Annotated in this window: 16 protein-coding genes; 5 read left to right on the top strand and 11 right to left on the bottom strand. The window is 37.0% G+C overall.

From position 1 onward, the window contains the following. Positions 1-209: 209 nt before the first annotated feature. Positions 210-1,082, top strand: coding sequence for a helix-turn-helix domain-containing protein (locus EHQ24_RS05995; RefSeq protein ID WP_135600735.1), 873 nt, complete (start codon positions 210-212; stop codon positions 1,080-1,082). A gap of 7 nt (positions 1,083-1,089) precedes the next feature. Here the strand turns inward: EHQ24_RS05995 and EHQ24_RS05990 are convergent, their stop codons facing one another. Both EHQ24_RS05990 and EHQ24_RS05985 read right to left on the bottom strand, forming a co-directional pair. Beyond that, positions 1,090-1,482: a hypothetical protein gene (locus EHQ24_RS05990; RefSeq protein WP_135600734.1), complete on the bottom strand. Its 393-nt coding sequence runs from the start codon at positions 1,480-1,482 to the stop codon at positions 1,090-1,092. Positions 1,483-2,494: 1,012 nt separating this feature from the next. Continuing rightward, entirely contained in the window at positions 2,495-3,412 is a 918-nt protein-coding gene (locus tag EHQ24_RS05985) for a hypothetical protein (protein WP_244310308.1), read from the bottom strand. A gap of 510 nt (positions 3,413-3,922) precedes the next feature. Here EHQ24_RS05985 and EHQ24_RS05980 point away from each other — a divergent pair. Both EHQ24_RS05980 and EHQ24_RS05975 read left to right on the top strand, forming a co-directional pair. Further along, positions 3,923-5,032: a hypothetical protein gene (locus EHQ24_RS05980; protein WP_135600733.1), complete on the top strand. Its 1,110-nt coding sequence runs from the start codon at positions 3,923-3,925 to the stop codon at positions 5,030-5,032. Positions 5,033-5,279: 247 nt separating this feature from the next. Beyond that, positions 5,280-6,221: an MBL fold metallo-hydrolase gene (locus tag EHQ24_RS05975; protein WP_135600732.1), complete on the top strand. Its 942-nt coding sequence runs from the start codon at positions 5,280-5,282 to the stop codon at positions 6,219-6,221. An 84-nt stretch (positions 6,222-6,305) separates the two neighbouring features. On the opposite strand, the gene EHQ24_RS05970 is transcribed toward EHQ24_RS05975, so the two are convergent. The 5 genes from EHQ24_RS05970 to EHQ24_RS05950 form a co-directional block, all read right to left on the bottom strand. Then, complete coding sequence (locus tag EHQ24_RS05970) at positions 6,306-7,352, bottom strand: alpha/beta hydrolase (RefSeq protein ID WP_135600731.1); 1,047 nt, start codon at positions 7,350-7,352, stop codon at positions 6,306-6,308. A 397-nt stretch (positions 7,353-7,749) separates the two neighbouring features. Next, complete coding sequence (locus tag EHQ24_RS05965) at positions 7,750-8,460, bottom strand: SH3 domain-containing protein (protein ID WP_244310306.1); 711 nt, start codon at positions 8,458-8,460, stop codon at positions 7,750-7,752. Positions 8,461-8,617: 157 nt separating this feature from the next. Further along, complete coding sequence (locus EHQ24_RS05960) at positions 8,618-10,879, bottom strand: autotransporter outer membrane beta-barrel domain-containing protein (protein ID WP_167483053.1); 2,262 nt, start codon at positions 10,877-10,879, stop codon at positions 8,618-8,620. Positions 10,880-11,078: 199 nt separating this feature from the next. Further along, on the bottom strand, positions 11,079-11,387 hold the full coding sequence (locus EHQ24_RS05955; RefSeq protein WP_135600728.1) for an antibiotic biosynthesis monooxygenase family protein: 309 nt from the start codon (positions 11,385-11,387) through the stop codon (positions 11,079-11,081). A gap of 88 nt (positions 11,388-11,475) precedes the next feature. After that, on the bottom strand, positions 11,476-12,249 hold the full coding sequence (locus EHQ24_RS05950; protein ID WP_135600727.1) for a helix-turn-helix domain-containing protein: 774 nt from the start codon (positions 12,247-12,249) through the stop codon (positions 11,476-11,478). A gap of 144 nt (positions 12,250-12,393) precedes the next feature. Here EHQ24_RS05950 and EHQ24_RS05945 point away from each other — a divergent pair, with 144 nt between their 5' ends. After that, positions 12,394-13,662, top strand: coding sequence for an NHL repeat-containing protein (locus EHQ24_RS05945; RefSeq protein WP_135600726.1), 1,269 nt, complete (start codon positions 12,394-12,396; stop codon positions 13,660-13,662). 67 nt (positions 13,663-13,729) lie between these two features. Beyond that, positions 13,730-14,620: an LBF_1199 family protein gene (locus EHQ24_RS05940; RefSeq protein WP_135600725.1), complete on the top strand. Its 891-nt coding sequence runs from the start codon at positions 13,730-13,732 to the stop codon at positions 14,618-14,620. Between the two features lie 55 nt (positions 14,621-14,675). Here EHQ24_RS05940 and EHQ24_RS05935 read toward each other — a convergent pair whose 3' ends face one another. The 4 genes from EHQ24_RS05935 to EHQ24_RS05920 are packed head-to-tail and all read right to left on the bottom strand — an operon-like array spanning position 14,676 to position 21,040. After that, on the bottom strand, positions 14,676-17,060 hold the full coding sequence (locus tag EHQ24_RS05935; protein ID WP_135600724.1) for a TonB-dependent receptor family protein: 2,385 nt from the start codon (positions 17,058-17,060) through the stop codon (positions 14,676-14,678). Beyond that, entirely contained in the window at positions 17,057-18,388 is a 1,332-nt protein-coding gene (locus EHQ24_RS05930) for an HTTM domain-containing protein (protein WP_135600723.1), read from the bottom strand. The genes EHQ24_RS05935 and EHQ24_RS05930 overlap by 4 nt, the downstream gene beginning before the upstream one ends. Beyond that, positions 18,378-19,514 carry an imelysin family protein gene (locus tag EHQ24_RS05925; RefSeq protein ID WP_135600722.1) on the bottom strand — a complete coding sequence of 379 codons (1,137 nt, stop codon included), beginning with the start codon at positions 19,512-19,514 and terminating at the stop codon, positions 18,378-18,380. The genes EHQ24_RS05930 and EHQ24_RS05925 overlap by 11 nt, the downstream gene beginning before the upstream one ends. Beyond that, on the bottom strand, positions 19,511-21,040 hold the full coding sequence (locus tag EHQ24_RS05920; RefSeq protein WP_135600721.1) for a di-heme oxidoreductase family protein: 1,530 nt from the start codon (positions 21,038-21,040) through the stop codon (positions 19,511-19,513). The genes EHQ24_RS05925 and EHQ24_RS05920 overlap by 4 nt, the downstream gene beginning before the upstream one ends. Between the last annotated feature and the right edge of the window lie 2 nt (positions 21,041-21,042).

Raw genomic sequence — 21,042 nt, 5'->3', positions numbered from 1 at the left:
GTAACAAGGTAGCCGTATCGGAAGGTGCGGCTGGATCACCTCCTTTTATAAAGGAAACCAATTACCTTTCGTTAGGATTGTCGTCACGCTACGTTGTATATTGTAAAAGTTAGTCTTAAAGACTAAATTCTTTAACCATTGTTACTTTGAAACCTCGCTAGTTTAGCGGGGTTTTTTTATGTAAAGATACGGTTTTGTATTCTGCCTATATGAGTGAGTTCATTTTTGAAAAACTTACTTTTTACATTGGTAGTGGTCTTGATGAAATTAATGATTCTCATGATAATGGATTCCAGATGAAAAACGGATTCGGTGACCAATTAAGGGAATGGAGAAAACTTCGTAAAAAAAGCCAACTGGAATTGGCTTTGGATGCGGAAATTTCAAGCAAACACATCAGCTTTCTGGAAACCGGAAGGGCAAATCCTAGCAAAGAAATGATTCATCGACTTTCGGATGTATTGGACATTCCATTCCGTGAAAGAAATTTATTAATGTTAGGTGCTGGTCTTTCTCCATCTTATTCTGATCAGAAAATTGACGATCCTTCAATGAAATCAGTTTCAGATGCCATTCATTTCATTCTGAAACAACAAGAACCTTATCCAGCAATTCTAATCAATTCAAGTTGGAAAGTACTTAGAATGAATCATTCTGCGGGACTTCTGTTCTCTCATTTATTTCCTGGATCGTTTACGATTGGTCAAAATCTTATGGAATTGATTTTTCACCCTGACGGTTTCAGAAAGTATTTGATCAACTGGGAAGAAGTTTCCGCTTATTTATTGGGAAGATTGCGACAGGAAGCAAGACTTGGCAAAAAGGAAAATTTCGAGTTGTATCAAAAGATTACCTCTTTTTTACCCCAAGATCAAATTGAGTTTGTTCCTAAAGAAAATTTACCACTCATCAGCATTGATGTTTCCTTTGAAGGAAAGGTTTTGTCTTTTTTATCGGTGATTTCCTCGTTTGGAACTCCTTTGGACGTCGGATTACAAGAATTAAAGATTGAAACTTTTTTCCCGAATAACAAAGAAACAGCGGAAACGATGTCTCATCTCGCATCTGCCATAGGAAATTAAATACGTATTATTTTTTAGTTTCTATCTTTTTTATCCCTTTGAATTCAAAAATTGCAAACCCCAATACCGCTAGTCCGACTGCGGTAGCGAATGCGAATCCTCGAATGTGGATACTTTCAAAAAACAATGCGAGAAGTCCCGTCGTTCCCAAAACCCAAACTACATCCAAATAAAAAATGATATGCGCAATCATAAGATTCGGCTTTTCCTTTTTTCCTATAAAAAATACAAAACTTCCGAAAACGACAAGTCCTCCTCCAATTACTTCCAGATACAAGCTCGAAATATTTCCGAATAGTGTGGATAGATAATCGGAAAGAAACAAACAAATAAGTCCTGTCATTGCAGACAGAAATCCATTGATTAAGAAGGTGTTTTTTAAGAGGGAATATTGGTTCATATACTGTTCTCCATAGAGTTTCATTATATGCTGATATAAAGGTCAGTCGATTACCTGTGAGGTAATATTCTGATGTTTGTCCCCAGTTACAGAAAAAATGGGAAAAGAGTATTTTGTTAAAGTTTCATCAGCTAGAAATTTAGTATGAGTTTCTCGATAGACTTGTAAGGGAACCTAATCGTGGATTTCTTATAGTCAATATTTTACAATTTCTATCTCTCAATTCTAAAAGAAGATACGTAAAATTAAATCAAGTCGAATTATAATAGAATATATTTTTATGATAAAATCAAAAAATCCATAATTATTAAGAATTTGAAATTGGCCCTGAGTTACGAAGTTTACAGAAGAATGGGAGAGGGATAGAAAGGGCGCGTTAGCGGTCGCTTTGCGACCGAAGCCCTGAATAGCCCGACCCCAAATAATAGATCAATTTTTTCTATATTAATAATTCATTTTGAAATAGCTAAGTTGGTTTGGGGGCTCGCCCATTATCCCCGCATAACGAATGGGGGAGGCGCTTTTAAAGTGAAACTCTTGTTAGTGTTAGGTTTTAACAAGGTAACCACAGAATATTTTCCGTAAGAAAATATTCTAGTTATAACTTAAAAATCGCGACTCGATCACCTCCTTTTGTAAAGGAAACCAACTACCTTTGCTAGAATTGTCGTCACGCTACGGTGTATATTGTAAAAGTTAAGTCATAAATACTAAAACATTAACCATTGTTCACTGACAAACCTCGCTAGTTTAGCGGGGTTTTTATGTAAAGATGGGTGGTTGGGATGGGACATAATACGGCTGTGAGTCCACAAACCCCTCCCGAGTTAGGGTGGAGGGGAGTGGCTCGTGGGAAGGTGCAAATTTCTCCTATACCTTAATTCTCCTTAACCGACAATCTTGTTTCCAAAATACAGTTTTTTATTCTAAAAGTTTTCACCTTTTGGAAAGTCATCAAACTTATACCAATACTAACCTATTTAAAGTTAAAGGATGGTTGGATCGGATAATTTCAATCTTTAGTCATTGTTAATTTAGCATCCTCGTAAGGAACATGCGGCGTTTTTAATGTGGTTAGTGTGTTTGCTTGTGGTCGGGTTGTGTTTTTAAATATCGCCCTGATTGCAAATCCGATGACAGCAAGTTGGATCGGAAGGAATATCATATCCCACTGATATTTTTGTAGATTGGTTATATAATAACCTTTGATTTCAAATGGTGGTAGGATCGGATACCGAGCCAGCAGGGTTAAGGTTGTGACAACGATTGTGTCCGCAAAACCAAAATAATAATGGAGAGGATAGCGCTTTTTATGCAAACGATGGAGGACGACCATAACGAGAAGACTCAATGGTTCCAGAAGCAAGTATTGTATACTATTAAAGGTTGGTAGTGATAAAAGTGCGATGCGATAAGCAGCGTGACAATAAATCCATTTTAAAGGTGAGGACCGAAAGATAAAAAATTTACGGTCAAACTTTGTTGTCTGGAACCGTTCTTTTGCCATTTCTTGGAACAACCAAATGAGGAGGACAAGACATACAACGCGACTCAAGTATCCGCGGTAAGTGTCGCCGTCGGGTGCGAAAACCATAGCGAAGATATTGGCCACCACGGCAAAGTTGATATAACGGGAAAACCAAAGCAGGAACCTTTGTTGTTTGTCTTCGGAAAAACTAGCAAAGATGAGGACTGCTCCTAAGCCAAAGGGGAGAAGCAGCATAAACTTGATAAAACTCAAGATTTCAATCAGGTTATGATGAGGGTCAAAGATAAATTGAATGCCAGCTAACAGTGCAAATGCCATGACCAACATCAAAAGAATGGTTTGGCGAAAACTTGCCAGGTAACAAACAAATGCTACCACTAGAATGGCAATGGAGCTATTCCAAATGAGTAACGTGAGATTCAGGCCCTGTTCGCTATACATGATTAAAAAACTCTGGCCTGAATGACTCTCGGCGTCGATTATAAATGAAGCCAATTCATTTTTTGGGAAAATTTCGCAAATAATGAAACGATTCATTGGAGGCGCGGGTTAAAAGAGGGAAGGATTGTGATCTTGAATAATGCGACATAATGTGGTTGCGAATCTAAAATCCCCCGCCCGAGTTAGGGTGGAGGGGTGTGGCTCGTGGGATGTGCGAATTTCCCCTATACCACATCCAAACTGATTGAAAACGAAATTCCCTTATTTCCCTATTTTATTTTGAATTAGTTCACTTTTCGCAAATAACGCTCCTGGTTTGAGGCTTTCTATTCTTTTGGCTTTGGCGATTCCGCTAGAATTAGAACACTCAAAAACTAACGAACAATTGTTGTTTTTTTAGCTTAAGAGTCGTTAAATTTTTATAATTTATTTTTGTTAGGCTTAAATCATTTGACAATCGTTACTATTTAAAAATAGTTTGCTATAAAAATCAGTGGGTAATTAGAATATATGAAAAAGTTAATATTATTTATATTGGTGATAGCGAATATTGCGATATATGCGGAAGTAGGTAAGGAGAAGGTCATTTATCTCCGAGGCGTTGACTTAACCGTGGATTCCGCTACATTAAAGAACGGATTGACAATGCAAAATTCTTTAATCGTCAATCGTTTGGTAGGTGGAACCACAAGTTTTAGCATTCCAGCCACCAATAAATTTAAAGGGAAGGGAGTTGAATTTGGAATCAACGCTCGTCACAGTGGTCTTTTAGGGACTGACTTCGGCATTTCATTTGCTACCCTGTTTGCAGATTCTATTTTTTCCGGTGATTACAGTAACTCAACAGCTCGGCTTGGTTCTGGTTCTTCCGCAGTGACAATCGGATCTGAAAGTTTTGTCGCTAGTGAATTTACCTCTAACCGTCTGCAAACTGCAAATATCAAACTTGCTGAGAATATATATATATTTCATGACTCTGGGAATAAATTCTTAGAAGGATTAGCACTCAGACTTGGCGGTGAAATTTATGGAAACGAAGTGAAATCAAAATCTCCATATTATTTTACTAACTCTTCCACAACTACGAATGGGACAACAGCTTTTTCCAGTGGTGCAGGAGCAAGTTCCATTGAAAAACTTACTTATAATGAAGCTTATCTAAATGCCATCTTAGGTTTAGGATATAACTTAAAAATCGCAGAAGGACATAACATCAGTCTCGGATATGAATATCTCAAAAGTGTTGCCAATAGTGGAAATTACGAAAATAAAACTTCTTCATTGTTCGTGCTTACACCTACAATAGCGTTTCCTTTTGAAAACAAAATCAAAGGAAAAGTGGATTCAGAGTTAGTTGGAAGTCGAATCAGTATTGGATACAGATTCAATATTTCTGAAAACGTAAGTTTTGGATTAAATTATTCACATACGGAAGCGACCCATCGAGTGGTAGATAGCAAGGTAAAAGAAGCCGGAAATATCTTAACCCTATTGGGTGGATCATCAAGCAGTATCAATTTTTTACCTTTTATATTGGGAAGTCAGCCGGGATTTGGCCCTTTTCCTGAGAACAAAGACATTCGTAGACAGATTGGATTTGAAGTTTCTTACCGATTTTAAAATTATTTAGTTTAATATATCCTTTGTGGATCGGAAACAAAATGCTTTCTTCACACAGGAATTTAAGAACCTCGCCTTTGGCGGGGTTTTTCTTTTTGGAATTGGTTCTCAAATATTTTATTTATATTAGGTGATAATGGGGCAGCAACTCTGGCTGTGCCTGGGAGTAATTCCCCGAGAGATCTAAAGTGATGGATCAATCCATTGGGAATTTTTATCTTGGGATTTTGGCTGACGGAGGTATACTGTGTTCCAACGCCTAGCATTCACTTTCTTTCTTATTGTTCTGACCCTAACTTGCCAGGTAACCTCTCATCAGGTGAAACCATTTTTGGCAGAGAAGCTTACAGAAGAAATCCCCCTTTCTCCAAAACCAAAAACATGGATTGAATTCCAAGTAATCAAAGCGGCGGATTGGGAAACTTCACTCGCAGGACTTTTAGATTTGGAGAATCCTAAGGCAAAAGCTGCTGGTTTAAAGGATCGTTTAGAACCTATTTCGATTTATTTTTATCTCATCAAACACCCGAAGTATGGGACTTTTCTGATCGATTCAGGAGTGGGTGACATTTTTACCAAAGATAAGAATGAGATACCTATCAATTCCATAGTAGAATCTCAATTGCATTTTTCTAAACTAAAAATCTACGAAACAACCAAAGTTTATTTGAGTAAAAATAAAATAGATGTAAAGGGTATCTTTTTCACTCATTTGCATTTAGATCATACCCTCGGAGCTTATGAGTTGGATCGGTCTGTGCCTTTTTATGTGGGTCCAGGTGAGGTTACTAAAAAACAATTCATAAACTTATTTGTTCAAGGATCCACAAATCGTTTGTTAGGAGAAAATCCAAATTTATTCCAACTCGATTTTGGTAAAGAACCAAGTGAGATCGGTGTTTTGGATTTTTTTGGCGATGAAAGTTTTTATGTGATTTCTGTTCCGGGCCATACGCCAGGAAGTTTAGCATTTTTCATTCCAGCCAAAGATGGGGCTCATTTAGTATTAGGAGATTCTTGCCATACGCAGTGGGGTTGGAAAGAAGGAGTAACACCAGGGACTTTTACTTCTGATCATAAACTCAATCAAAAAAGTTTGGATTATTTAAAACGTTTGGAAAACACAAACCAACTGAAATTTGTATATCCTGGTCACCAAGAACGAATTCAAATTTTAGGAAAGAGGTAGTGAACTCATTTGAAATGAACAAATGATCATTCTCCTCTATCAAATAGGTGTCTGTTGACTATATAACTGTGTTTGGAATAGGATTTATTTTTTCTGATCAAAGGCTTTTGAAAAAAAGAAAGAAAAAGATGAAATCAATTTCGGAAGCTCCAATAAGGTCATTAGATTAAATCCAGTATCCCCATGGGAGATGAGAGTGGTCACACATAGTTTACTATCTACACCTTGTGCGATTAACCTTTTGTGTAATATGACAGACTCGGTTGCAGGCACAACATCATCTTTTAAACCGTGAATCAATAAAATTGGTAATTTTAAATTGGAGATATGGTTTGTAACCGATAATGCCGTAAGTAATTCACGATTTTTCCCACCTTTTTTTAGAACTACATTCCAATGTTTGATTCTAAATTCTGGATCATTTTTTAGCTGATCAAAAAACAATCGATCTGCATTTTTCATTTTTTGATAATGAGGTTTTAAATAAAGATCTTTGGATTTGTAATAATTATCTAAGATGGTCAATTTGATGGCCTTAAAAAGACTTTCATTTTTTCCAATGGAAATTGGGAGAAAGTTAAGTAAAAGAATCATCCGACCATATTCATCTAAGTTTTGGTTAGCAAATAAATTTCCGATAATATCATCGACTTTTGCATAAGCTCCTATTGTACAAATACAATTAATCCTGTCTGCAATTTGATTGTCACTGGCAGCAATCAGACTAAGTGATCCCGAAAAGGAAGGGGAAAAAATAGAAACTTTTCCAGAGGGTGAAATTTCTTTTTGTTTTGAGATAAATAAAATTGAGTCTTTAATATCCTCTATATTGCGAAGGGAAATTTTATAGTCACAAATTTCATCATAAAAAGGGCTAACGACCGTATAACCAATCTTTTGTAGGCTTTTGTTGACAATGATAAACCTGGGGTCTCTGTTTCCCAAAGGAGCCAAACCATTGATTGTAACAATCGTACCGAGAGATTTTGATTTCGGAAAGTAACAATCTGTTCGTAAATTACCGTTACGGATTGGAATTAAGATTTCTTTGATATCAGGAAGGGAATCGTCCTGGCTCTGTAGTCCAAGTGTAAATTGGATTGATTTGGACCATGCGGTTAATTGATTCATAGATTTGATTGTCTGCAAATAGCAGAATTTATCACAAAGTTTAAATTTCTATTTTAAAATCAACGCAAATCATTTTTTGAATGATTTATAATGATTGTTTGCAATGGATATAGAAGACTTTGGTTTTTCGAATTTAATTTCTTTTTCACTCAATTGAAATCAGAATTTAACAAAAAGATCATTCGAATTTCGAACGTTTAGTTTATGATGTTCATTTGGTGGTTTAGGATTTTTCGGAAATGTCTTTTTTCGGCTAACGAATCATAGGTGAAAATCTAAAAATGAGAAGGAGTTGTTTTAAAGAATTGGAATTAGAGTGATCGATCAGTGAAAAGCAGGGGATCTTGGTGATTGAAATGAATAAGATCCCTCTCGTTGTTTAAAATTAAAATATATATTAATCTCCGCCTTCAACAAAAAATATCATAGACCAAGCGCTCTTTTTCTTTGAAAATCCAACTCGATAACCTAAAGGGCTTCGTAAATATTGTTCGCAAATGTATCCGATTTGTCCGTCCGAAATACAAACTTTTTTGAAGTTACATGGTTCCTTCGAACTTGGTTTAGAATTTGTCTCATCGTATTCGTTTTTTACAAATTCCCAGCTAAGTTGCGTTAGTATTTTTCCTTTGGTGGATGGTTTGTCACGGACATTCACTACACTGCCCGTGATGAGTGAATATGAGTATTGGTCAATGGATTCGGGTGTTTGATTGAATAAAAAAGGGGCCGACCAAATTTGATCTTTGAATGTAAAACCTAAATTAACTGTTTGGGAAAGTTCGTTCCAGAATTCCGGATTTTTTGGATTTTGTTTTAGTTTCCAATGTTTTAAAAAATTGGATTTCCCCATTCCCTCTTCCGAGAAAGCAAACGAGATTTGTGGATCAATGACTGATTCAATAAACTGAATGTTTTTTTCTTGGATTGCTTTTTCCAATTTTTGTTTGAAGGAGAAAAAATCCTTATCTTCTCTGGATGCATCCGTGGGTTTGAGAGAAACTGGGTCAAATGGTTCACAAGGAAGAAGCGGGGATTGGAAACTTACTAAAAAGATGAAAAGAAATCCGATTCGTAGGTACATTTCACGTAAATATAGGGTGAACATTTTAACCATGTCAAATCAAAATCAGTAGAAATTATTTAAGATCCTGCCATTCTGATAGAATCTTTGGAAATTAATTTATTGAAAAAAATAAAAGTTTAAATTGGCTTTGATGTTAGTTGATTCATAGTTAGTTGAAATTAGGAGATCTGATTTAATCTCATAAATCCCATATAAAATATCCGCCTTTGGGTCTATTGTTCACATCTGTGATTTTCCCACCAAAGTAATGCCTATTCTTAACAGAGAAAGAAAGATTTACGTTTCCATTAGATGGAAGATTGGAATCTAAAACTTTTTTATTTAGAAAATCATAAAATACAAATCCTGGTTTTGATGATCCATTGATGGTGGTAAAACTTCCACCGACGATGCCCTTACCATTCTCTCCAATGGAGATGGTAGAAACACTGCTATCAGCTGTAAATAATTGGTGTGTATATACACCTGTAGAACCATCAAAGGCGCTAATGTAAGAGGTTGCCTGTCCTCCGACGGAAATAAATGCCCCACCGATAAAAAATTGGTTTTGGTATTGGGCAATGGAGGCAACATTTCCATTCGGAAAATTGACGTTGGATGGAAATAGTAAATTAATTCCCGTCGACCGATTGAGAGATGAAAAATAGGGAGAACCTGAACTACCGATACTTGTAAAAGACCCTCCTATAAATATTTTATCTTCTGTGGGTAAAATGGAATTAACAACTGCGTCACCACTTGGGTTCCAGCTGTCTAGACTTCCATTTGCAAGCACCAAACGTGCGATATATGGACGAGATGAACCTGCCACATTGATAAAATTACCACCGGTATAGATATAATTTACATCACTAGTTACTATATTGATATCGGAATTGAATGTGGGAGACATTCCTTCCAAAGATAATGAGTTTAGATTTAAGGCAAAAAAGTTGGTTCTGGATTGGCTAAGAATAGAAGTAAAAGACCCACCAGCAAAAAGAATATTATCTCTTACATGTAAACTATTGATCGTTCCTGTTAGTTGTGGATTAAAATCTGTGGCTTTCCCTGTGATCAAATCAATGGATCCAAATCCACTTCGTTCTACAACATTTACGCTATAAAAATTTCCAGGAACCAATACCTTCGATCCATCTGATGAAAATGCAATTCTGCCACCTGGATAGGAAAAACTCGTTGTAAAACTTGGATTCCAATCAGAAATATTTCCATTATTAGGATCGATAGAAAATCCATACCTTCTTGGTTTACTAGCGACAGAAGTAAAATTTCCTAGAATGTAAATCTTGCCACCAAAATCGGTAATTGATGCTAGTGTGTCGCTACCATTTAACATTAAATTTTCAGAACCAACAAGACCAGTGTTGTTATCAACAGCAGCAAAATTGGTTCTGGATGTGGCACCTAAGAGATTAAAACTGCCAATCAAATAGACTTTTGATCCTAAATAAACTAGATCATCCACTAACCCGTTTGGCGCAGGGTTCCACGCCGTCATGTTGCCATCCATTTCAAAGGATCTAGCATTCGAAGGAGAAACAGCAGTAAAACTGCCTCCGGCATAAACTACTTTATTGTTTGAAGCATCTTTTCCTATCGCAATAGTACGAATGGCTCCAGCACTTATATTTGGGGAAAAACTTGGATCGGGAGTCCCCGTATCATAGGAAATTTTTGATAGTCTTCCAATTCCGCTTCCATTGATATTTAAAAATTGTCCTGCAACAAAGATGCCGTCAGTATCTGCGATGATCGATTCTACTGTTCCATCCGCATTGGCAATCCAAGTAGTATCTAAATTACCTGATATACGATTCACTGCAGCAAGATATCCACGAGTGGAACCATTCCAAGTGGAAAAACTCCCAGCGATATATATTTTTTCACCAACTAGTAATAAGTCGCGGACATCTGCACCACCAGCGCCTGTTCCCACATCAAAATTTGTATCCAACTTACAATTGGAATCAATATGGACAAGGCTCTGTTTTTGAATCCCTTGGACATGGGTAAAACTTCCAGCTAGATAGAAACCACCTCTTTCATCCGAAATGGCTACATTGCTAAAGTTAAGGACTTCTAAATAAGGACATACTCCCGCATCAAACAAAGATCCATCGGTTGTATTTAGAATGGCAGCTCCTCCCGTATTGGGACCTAAAAATTGAAAGGCTCCTGCTAAGTAAAGTTTGTTGTCATGAACTACCATCCCTTTGATGTCTACGTTGGTGGAGTTACTACTATGGGCTCCCCAAATTTGAACGGGAGTTTTCGGAAATCCAGGTAGACAAGAAGGAGAACTATCGTTGATTAGAAACCTAAGGATGGATCCTTTTAAATAGGACTCAGATTTTGGATCACAAGAATTCGAAAGTTCAGGAGGTTTACAAAAAATAAAGGATATTAGAATGAAGAAAAAATAGAACAATTGGGACATTCGCATCATAGGATTACCGATACTTTGGACTTTTTGGAAAGAGACTCTATTGACAACTGTTATTTTAGAATTGTAATATTAGAACATTTGATTTGTCAATAAATATTTGCAACTGTGTTTGTGATTCAATAAACTCTTGTTTGGTGAAAAATGCCAAATTTTGTCTTTGGCATTTTTTAGATTTTCACATTCTCAACTACTAAATCATTTTTTCGTAAATTTCTCTTTCGATTTGGATGGAGTTTTCTTTTAAAAATTCTGGCATTACGAACCCTTGTTTTTCATATTCTGTAAAAACCAGTGTTTTCGCGTTTTCTAGACTCTGTTTGTCTTTCCAGGTGGCAATGGTGATAAATTGAATCTTATTTTGTTCTTCTCTGATATAGGTTTGGTCTCCTAAAAATCCATCTATGTTTTTAATAAAATCGCGATTGATTTTTACTCTTTCTAAAAATATTTTTTTTGACTCTGCTGGTAAACGGAATCGATCGATTAAAATTTGGTTCATCATATCCTCTTTATGGTAATTGATTCTAAATTTAGGATACCGCGAAGATGGATATGCGAATTGTAAAAAATCAGAAAAGGGAAACCAGTTACCAGTTTTGTGGATTTTTAAAATATTCCTTGGGTGTTGATCCTGTAAAGAGTTTGAACTCTTTGTTGAAATGGGGTTGGTCAAAGTATCCTGCATCGTATGCTAAATCAGTTAGGTTTGTTTTTTGTGAATGAGAGGATATGACAGACCGAATCCTTAAAAGATTGGAATAATGTTTTAAGGTAGTTCCAATCGAGGCCTTAAATTTTTTCTCTAAAGAATCAATACTAATGGGAAGACCTTGTCTAATATCTCCTATTTTGATTTTACCATTGGTTTCTTTAATTTTCAGAAGAGTTTTCGTAATGATGGGATCTATAATTCGATCCTTTTTAATTTGATATAAAAAGTTTTCGATTAGACTAATTCGTTCGTTGTTTGATTTACAAACAAACAATTGTTCTTCGATTCTATTGATCATGGACTCTGAAAACAAATCCTTCAAACTGACTGTTTTTCCATAGAACTCAGAAATTGGTTCCTTAAAAAAAGTAAAAGCACCGACTTCGGAAAAAAGGACAAGAAGGGCCGATGAGTTTTTGGGGTAAATGATGGTTCTTACGCACTTTCGAAAACCCGCAAGGCCAACCTTTGGCAAATCATAGAGGGAATTTGATTCTTCCGATTTTAAATTCCCTTTGAGTTGAAAAGATAAAACTAAATTTGGGTTGGGAAGGATACGATTTTCTATTCCTTCTTCTGCTGTAATGATCAGATATTTTTGTACATAGGGTTTTAAGTTTTCAGAAGGAACGAAACTATCAACTTTCATTTAAAAAAAAACTCCTATACAATTTGTACACTCTAAAAGTAATGTTTGCTAGAAGAGTGGCAACTCGATTTTTTTAGTAAATTTCTTTCGTTTGACAATTTATTGATCCATAAAAACTCTCTCTTCCAGAAGAGACCTGCCCCATTGAAACCCCGTCTAACCTTACCTCTCATCTGGTTCAGTCTCTGTACCCATTTACTCTTTCTCTCTTGTAAACTTCCCAGTTTAGAAAATGGATGTGACCCTGGTTCGGAATCCTTTCAGGATTTTTATTTGGCAAGGATTCTTGTCGATGATGACAGAGAATTTTGTGGCTCAGTGGCTCCCAATCGTTCCATTTGTGAAATGGATCCTTTGGCAGTGATCCAACCGAGACGGTGGAAGTATGTCTCTGCTGAAATGAAAAAACAAGCAGCCCTAGGTTCAACTAGTATCACTACTTCTACCTTTACCCCGGCCTATACTGGTTTAGCGAAGTGGCTTGGTGGAGTTCTTGCCGATAACGGAAAAATTTATTCCATGCCCTTCAATCAATCGGATATTCTTGTCATCGATCCGAATACAAATAGTACTTCTAGTTTTTCTTCTGGAGCGAGTGGGGGTGGTCTTTGGGAAGGGGGAGTGCTTGCTCAGAATGGAAAAATATATGGTATCCCAAGAGATGGGAATCAAATTTTAGTCATCAAACCAGAAACAAATGAAAGTTATACGTTGCCAACTCCAGAAACGGGACTTGGAAAGTGGAGGGGAGGAGTTCTTGCTCCCAATGGTCTGATCTATGGAATTCCTATGGGAGTGGACAAAATTCTTGTGATTGATCCAAAAACGGATTCGGTTAGAACCATTCCTTCTCCTTTATCCGAGACAAATATGTGGGAAGGTGGAGTTCTTGCACCTAACGGAAAGATATATGCATTCCCAGTGGTATCCAATTCCATTTTCGTTTTGGATCCTTACTCTGAAAGGTCATACCTGATTCCTTCACCAAAAATTAGTGCAACTAATAAGTGGAGACATGCAGTCGTAACACCTAACGGGAAAATTTTTGCCATTGTTTCCGATGATTCTGATTTTTTAATCCTAGATCCAACAAATGACTCCATAAGTTTATGGCCTTCGCCAATTGCAAATACAGGAAAATGGAGGGGTGGAATATTAGCGGCGGATGGAAAAATTTATACCATTCCTGCTGACATTGACCAATTGATTGCAATTGATCCTGACAATCTCACATCCACTACATATAGCACAGGGATTTCTGGAGGTAATAAATGGGGAGACGCTGTTTATGCACCTAATGGAAAGATATTTACCATTCCTCATACGGATGACAGAGTGCTTGTCATAAATCCAGGTGCCAATGGTAAAATTTGTGATTCTTTATTACGAAGTAGTTACTGGAACTTATACTAATATCATAGGTTCTGAATATTTCTAAAATTCAATTGACACTACTTAAAGTTTCAATTACAAATTGTGCATGAGATGGAAGGCTTCTGAGTTCTGGAAAAATGCATCTCCAAACGAATTATTAGATTTTTTTCAATCCATCGAACAAGGTGCTGATTTAAAGTCTTTAGCTGATCATATGTTGGTTGAAGATGAGTTTTGTGATTTAGTTTTTGAATATTTATGGTTGTTACGTTCGGAAGAAGGTTCGAAACGTTTTTTAAATGATGAAAATCTAACTCCCGAACTTCTGATGAAGTTTATTTATTTTGGATACGGAAAACAATTTTTATCGGGTAATTTTGATTCTAATTCCTATTTTTTGCAAGTAAGGACTTTGTTTGGTTCTGGTCAAAGCTTACGAATTTTATCTTTAGCAGAGGAGATGGACAGAGATCCGACTCTTAAAATCCATCTTTTGTCCAATTTAGATCCTCAGACATGGGAAGCTTATTTTGATATATTAGAAGAAAAGAATATGACCATGCAGACTCTGCTTGGTATTTTTTCCAATCTAAGAGAAAACGAAATTCGTAAAATTTTACTCAATAGCCATACTCTTTATTATTATCTCCGCATGATGATGGTATCTGGGATTAAAAAGTCAAACGAACAAACGCCTAAAGAAATGGAAAACCGAATGCGCTTGGTATCCATATTAGAATCCATTCGAGTTTGGGAAACATTTTGCCAAAACTTAGGGGAGAGATTTGATTTTAAAAAGGAATCTGCCCTTTCACCAAACAAAAGAGATCCAGATAGATTATCCCTTGTATTACGAGAACTCACCAAGGTTCCTTCTTTAGACAGAGAGGATGTTTTAGTGTATATGAAATCCAATGGCGCCGTGATTGATGTTTGGGAGGAAACAACAATCCTCTCCGCACTTGGAAACTTTGATCGAGATGGTAAATACTTTTAATAAGAAAAATACAAATACGTTTGTTTGTTTTCTAGATTTACATTTTGTTTTTTTATTAAAGTTCTAAAGTAAAACCAACATTGATTTGGCGAAATGGTCCAGGTTGGATTCCCGTTGGCAATCTACCGGAAACATATTGTTTATCTTGGATATTTTTCGCATTGATAAAGACTGACCATTTTTCGGGAGATCTGTATCCCAAACTTGTGTTCCAGAGTTCCACTTTCGGTATGATCCCTTTGTTTCCATCCTCCGATTCATCTTTTGTGTTCAATAAATCCGAATATTGTTTTCCAATGTATTGGTATTCTAACCTTCCATAATACCCTTGGGGTGAAGATACACTGACAGCAAGCGTAATGGTTTCTTTTGGCACATAAGGTAGGTAGTTCCCTGTTGTATCTGTGGAAATGTATTGGTAGTTGTTCAACGTATAAGCCGGTAGGATTTCAATGGTTTCTTTTCCGTCACTCGATTGAGATACGGGAAAAGGATTAAAACTTCTGGATTTAGCTTCAATTCTAGAATATATGAGTTCGATAGGAACACGCCATTCTGATTTTTGCATTTTTGCTGGATCCCAAACAAAAACAGATTCTCCTCCCGTATGAGTTGAATAACCAGTGTTTGCTGGTCTAATTCCTGCTTCTCCACCAACTTCGTTTACGTTAATGATTTGGTCGCGAAAGTACATTTTGTAACCTACTAGTTCTGTATACAAATAGGATGTAATGTCTCCTCTCACTCCTGTTTCATAATTTGTGGAGGTTTCTGGTTTTAAACGGTAGTCATTTCCCTGTGGGCTAAATGAGGTTCCAAAAGTAGGAGGTGAAAACCCTTTGTGCGCTCCTGAAAACCAAATGAATTTTTTAGTGATGTCGTAGGTGATCCCCATTCCCGGAAGGATGATATGAGTTCTTGATTCACTGGAACTACGTCGATTGACAGAAACATCACCCGGAAGAACAGCACCTAAGAGATAGTCTTCTTGTGTGGCCTGCCTTCTTGTTGTAATGGCTTTTTGCCTTACTTCTTCAAAGCGAACCCCAGGAATGAGTTTCCAGTTTTCAGAAAGTTGGATTCTATCTTGAAAGTAAGCAGCAAAGGATTCAATTTTTCTTTCTTGGCGGTTGAGGTTAAAATTTGGTAAAGTAGTTTGTGCCAAATTGTTTACAACGGAGTCTTCTTGGATGATTGCTTTCGAAAGATAACCTAATGGATCATCGGTTTTTTTAAGATTCGTTTGTGTTAAGTTATTTTCTCCATGAATACGAACCCCTAAATCTGTTTCATGTTTGAGTCCAAAAGTAGAAAACTTTGATTCTAGTTTTGTTTCGATACCACCCACCATAAAGGATTGGTCACGGCTTATATACGAATCACGCATATAAATTGTGTCTCCAGGACGATTTCCAATAATACCTGGAGAATACGTACGAAGTGTATCTTGTGGTGGGTTTAGATAACCACCAGAGGACGATTTACCAGATAAAAAATCTTGCCTGGCCCAGTTCCGTTCTGCCTGCGAAAAATAACCTCGAATGATGAGTGTATGTTCCTCTGCGAGTTTCCAATTGTGAGAAATCACCGTTTGGCTGCGGTTCAATTGTTTTTCATCATACTCAGCCGGATTGATTTTTGGATCCATCCTAAATAAACCTTGTGAAAGTCCCAAGTAGGTGGACTGAGCATTTTGGACATGATAACCTAACTTAATCGTTGTGCTATGGTTTTCATTCCAATCTTGGATCCATTTGATATTCCCCTCGGTGACATCAAAGTTTTGGTAATTTCGAAATCCATTCCCTTGTTTTCTGAGTAAAGAAACTTCAAAAGAACTAGAATTAAAACTTTTGCCATATGAATTATAAGTTGATAAATATCCATTTTCTCCACCGACATTTTTTGTATAAAATGTGGATTCGGTTGGTGGTCGTTTGGTGACAAAGTTTACAATTCCTCCAATGGTATTTGGCCCAAATAAAATGGAACCAGACCCTTTGATGATTTCGATCCTTTCCATTCTTTCGATGGAAGGAGAGTAATAACTTTCTGGTTGTCCATAGGGGGAAAGAGAAGTAAGTATTCCATCTTCTAAAATTAAAGTTTTTCGGGATTCTTCATTGCTTACACCCCTAAAACCAATATTTGGTGTAAGGCCTGCTGCATCTTGGAAACGAACACTTGCACCTGGCGACCTTCTTAGTGCTTCCATCGGGTCAGTAGGTGAGGCTTCTTCTAGATATTTTTTATCAATGATGTAGGCCGAACCTGGGATTTTTTTTAAGTCTTCTTTTTTATTTCCAATGACATGAATGCCTTCACTTTTTTTTTGAGGCAATGAATCTTTATCCTCTGTATTCGTTTGAGAAAGGATGGGATAGTCCAGAACTAGGGAGAGGAAAAGATAGAATGATAGTTTTTCAAATTTAGATATCATCGAATGAGTCCTTGCATAGGAAAAAATGTAATTTCGATCTTGGTTAGATCTTCGTTAGGTGAAAATAATGGTTTTGCTGGTTTTCCGTTGATTGAAACATGGGATTGAACATACACAGGTAGATTTTTTTTCCCGGAGCTTTCGTATTCTTTTTTTTGTAAATACTTTGCAAACTGTAAGATATGTTCTGGTTGGATGGTCATCATTCTATATTGGTAGTTGGTCAGTGTATCTCTTGGATCAATGGGTTGATTGTTTATCCAAAAAATTGCAGATCCCACTTTGTCTGCCACCATCACCTGCCACGAAAACTTAATGGCTTCTTCTGTCCAAATCACTTGTCCCGGATAAAAAATATGTCGGAAGGGAATCGTAATCTGTAGTATAAGGTAGGTGAGAAGAAGGTATTCTTTGAATCTAAAATGGTAAGTTACTATTTTTTGTTTTGGATCTGTATGAGAATTTATTTCCCCTGAAGGATCGAATTGTTTTTTGAAAACTTTGTTTAATAGAAGAATCGGCCAATTAGGTTCAAAAAATATTAGTGAGGATAAACTCATAACAATGGGAAAAATTCCGATTGGAAATAAGAACGAAGTAAAGGTGTGAAAGATTAATACAATAAGCCAAGACGGAAATCGAAATCTTCTTGTACAAAGTAAAAATGGAACACTTAAATCAAAGACCACACCAATCCAAGAAAAAACATAAGCAGTTAAAGGAAGGCCAAGAATGGGATCGAGGAATGGAAGTTTTCCTTCCGATTGGTACAACCACAGCTTTAGTGGGAGGGCTTCGAGTAGCCAATCTGGTTGGAGTTTAGCAACTCCTCCAAAAAAATAAATGAGTCCCATTTGTAGCCGAAAGGCATAAAGCCAAAGTTCAGGAATTGGTTTCAGTGTTTGGATCCAAACCTTCCATTTCCATAGAGGGAGATTTCGTTCGCTTACGGGAGATAACCACAATAAAAAACCAAGTAACGAAATTAGGTAATAATGATTCAAATAGATGGTGGCATCAGAAAAATGAAACCATGTGAATCCAATGGTAAAAACAAAGAGATTGAATCTGAGAAAGTATCCTAAAAAAATCCCAAGAGCCGTAAGGAAAAGAACCACAAACAATAGATAGGTGAAAACTGGAGGAAATGGGTGAATCCATTCGAAGCCAAAATGTTTGAAGAAAAAGGTAGGTTTGATGAAGTAGGAATGAATCCATCCATAATAAAAATATCTAAAGATAAGAATCGTAGTCGCAAACCCATAAGCAATGCGAAAGAAATGTAAGGAATAAGAAGGAACGGCCTTGTGTATTTTTTTAATCGCCATCATTTGAACTCACTCCGATGGTCCCCCCAAGGGCACTGATCACTTCTGTAGAGATGAGCACTCTTAGCTTTTTAAATTCATTTAACATGAGTTCTACGTCACTTCCACCCGTCAAAATTGCATTTTGAAAGGTTCCGTATTTCGTTTTTACCAAGGTTACGGCAGTAGTTGTGGTTTTGATTTGGCTCTGCAGTCTTGGTGTCACTGTTTCACTTCGGAGTGAAAGGAATTTATAGAACCCAACATCTCCCAAATCAGAAAATCCCTGCAAGTTTCGTAGTAAAGAATCAAGGGATAAATTTGCATACGGTGTTTCTACCTTACTTATATCTTTCACACCTAAATTAGTGGCTCGGAGTCCAGATGGTTCTGCAATTTTAATATCAACAATGGTATTACAGAAAAACACCATTTGGTTGGTTAACTCGGTGAGTCCATCTTTTGTATTGGGATAATCACGACTTCCTTTGCCGGCATTGGTAAAAGAATAATAAAAAGAAGACCCCCTGGATTTGTCCCAATGGAAAAGGAGTAAACCTGTTTGGGTTTTGATATCTTGGATGAGTTTATTGAGATAGGTTTTTCTGTTGGTATCAGCAAATGCGGTGTTGGTTGTAGTGGCGTTATCTTTAAAAAGTAAATATTCTGCGGTATCAAGGCCATCCACTCGTAAACCATTTGGTGCTAAATTGGAAGTGATTTTGGATTCGATAGCTGTTGGATCAATGGGAAATGACTTAGAAAAACTATCCAAGTAAAGATAAACATTATAAGGAATATAAGCCGGACCAAAATAAGCCCATTCAATTTCTCTATAAGCCAAATCGGTTTCAATCCAAGCATTCCTAACCAAGTTTAAATTAGTAACATCAGGGTTTGTCGTATAGGTAGTAGCGGCCGTTTGTAAGGCAGACATTTTTGTATCTAAATTTGTATATTTAGGAATGATGAGTTTGTTTGTGACGTCACTGAGTAAACTGGAAGTGCTATAAGTTTTTAAATAGGTATCCACCAAACCTAGAATTTGTGCTTTTTGTGAAGCTTTGTCTGAATTCACTCCACAGTTGTATAACAAAATGTAGAATCCAAAGGTTAAAATTTTTAATAAAAGATTGAATGGTTTCATAGGGATTTTAAAAAACTGAGGACCTTTGTTCTAGATTCTTTAGGTAAAAGTTTATAATTGTTTTTACTTTGTTCCCCTTCACCACCGTGCCATAAGATTGCTTCTTGAATTCCCCGAGCTCTTCCATCATGCATCAAAAGTTCATGACCATTCACTCGTTCAATGAGGCCAAGTCCCCAAAGTGGAGTGGTCCTCCACTCATTCCCTGATGCTAAAAAATCAGAACGATTATCACTCAAAGCATCTCCCATATCGTGGAGAAGTAGATCTGTATAAGGTCGTATTTCTTGGTTGGAAATTTCTGCAATGGAATGATCTCCCGTTTTTAATCTCGGGATATGGCAAGAGGAACATCCAATTTGAATGAATAGTTCTTTTCCTTTTTTCACATCCTCTGATCTCCAACCACGTCTACCGGGAACACTCACAAGACTTGTATAAAACGTAACTCTCGACAAACGTTCGTTAGAGATTTCGGGGCTTGTTCCATTACCAGATGGACTTGCTGCGCAGACTGTTTGTCCAGTGGCACAGTTTTCGCTGGGAAAAACAGGTGTTGTAAGACCAATGTCACCAAGAAAAGCACTTGCGTTTTGATGTGTTAGGTTGGGTTGGTTTGCTTTCCATCCAAACCGTCCGAGAAATGATTTTGCTTGTGTTGTATCCCAAACCAAGTTTGCCCTTCCTGAAATTCCATCTCCATTGGAATCATTGGCATCGACAAAAGAACGAACGGTGGATTCAGGAATGGCTTCCAAAAGTCCAAGCCCTGGGAGCATTGGTGCTGTTCTTGGTGAAATGAAATAAGTTCCTGAAGGATTGTTTGTTGGATGATAGGCTTGGCCAGGATTGGCGACATTGATTTGAGTCGCGCCGCCTCCCACATTCCAAGTGATCGTATAACTTGGTTTCCGCAGGGAATATGATTCTCCATCGGGAAAATTTCCTGGTTCCTCCGTATACGTAATGGTAACTGTTCCTTCTTTAGGAATTTGAGTTCCTGTTCCAAATTCTAAAATCCCTTCTGTATTCAATTGGGTTCCGAAGTTTGTCATGGGAAGGGGGCCACCTGTTGTAGGATTGGATCCAGAAACACTCAAACGAATGAGCATAGAAGAAAGACTTGTCCCATCGGCAGGAGGTCTACCTCTTCCATCTTTGACATGGCAACCTTGGCAGGAACGGTTGTTAAAGACAGGTCCAAGTCCTGCTACAGAAGAATTTCCAGTAGGTAGCCAAGTTCGATTGAAGTTTGCATTTCCATCTTGGAAATCGATAGATCGTCTTGGATCCACAACATTGGCGGCTTCTAAATCGAATGCAGATTCCGTAGAATCAAAGGTGGTAGTGTCACCACCACTGTATTGTTCACAGGGATCATTTAAAAAATCTCCCGTAGAGCAGGAAGTAGATGAAAGAATGGCAGATAGAATGATGGCAGTGTTTAAGTTTTTTTCATCTTCATTTTTTTTGCATTGGAGAAGGAATCCGATAATTACGATTAGGATAAGGTGTTTTATTTTCATTT

The sequence above is a fragment of the Leptospira noumeaensis genome, assembly GCF_004770765.1.
GTDB lineage: Bacteria > Spirochaetota > Leptospiria > Leptospirales > Leptospiraceae > Leptospira_A > Leptospira_A noumeaensis.
This window is presented reverse-complemented; position numbering and strand designations above follow the sequence as displayed.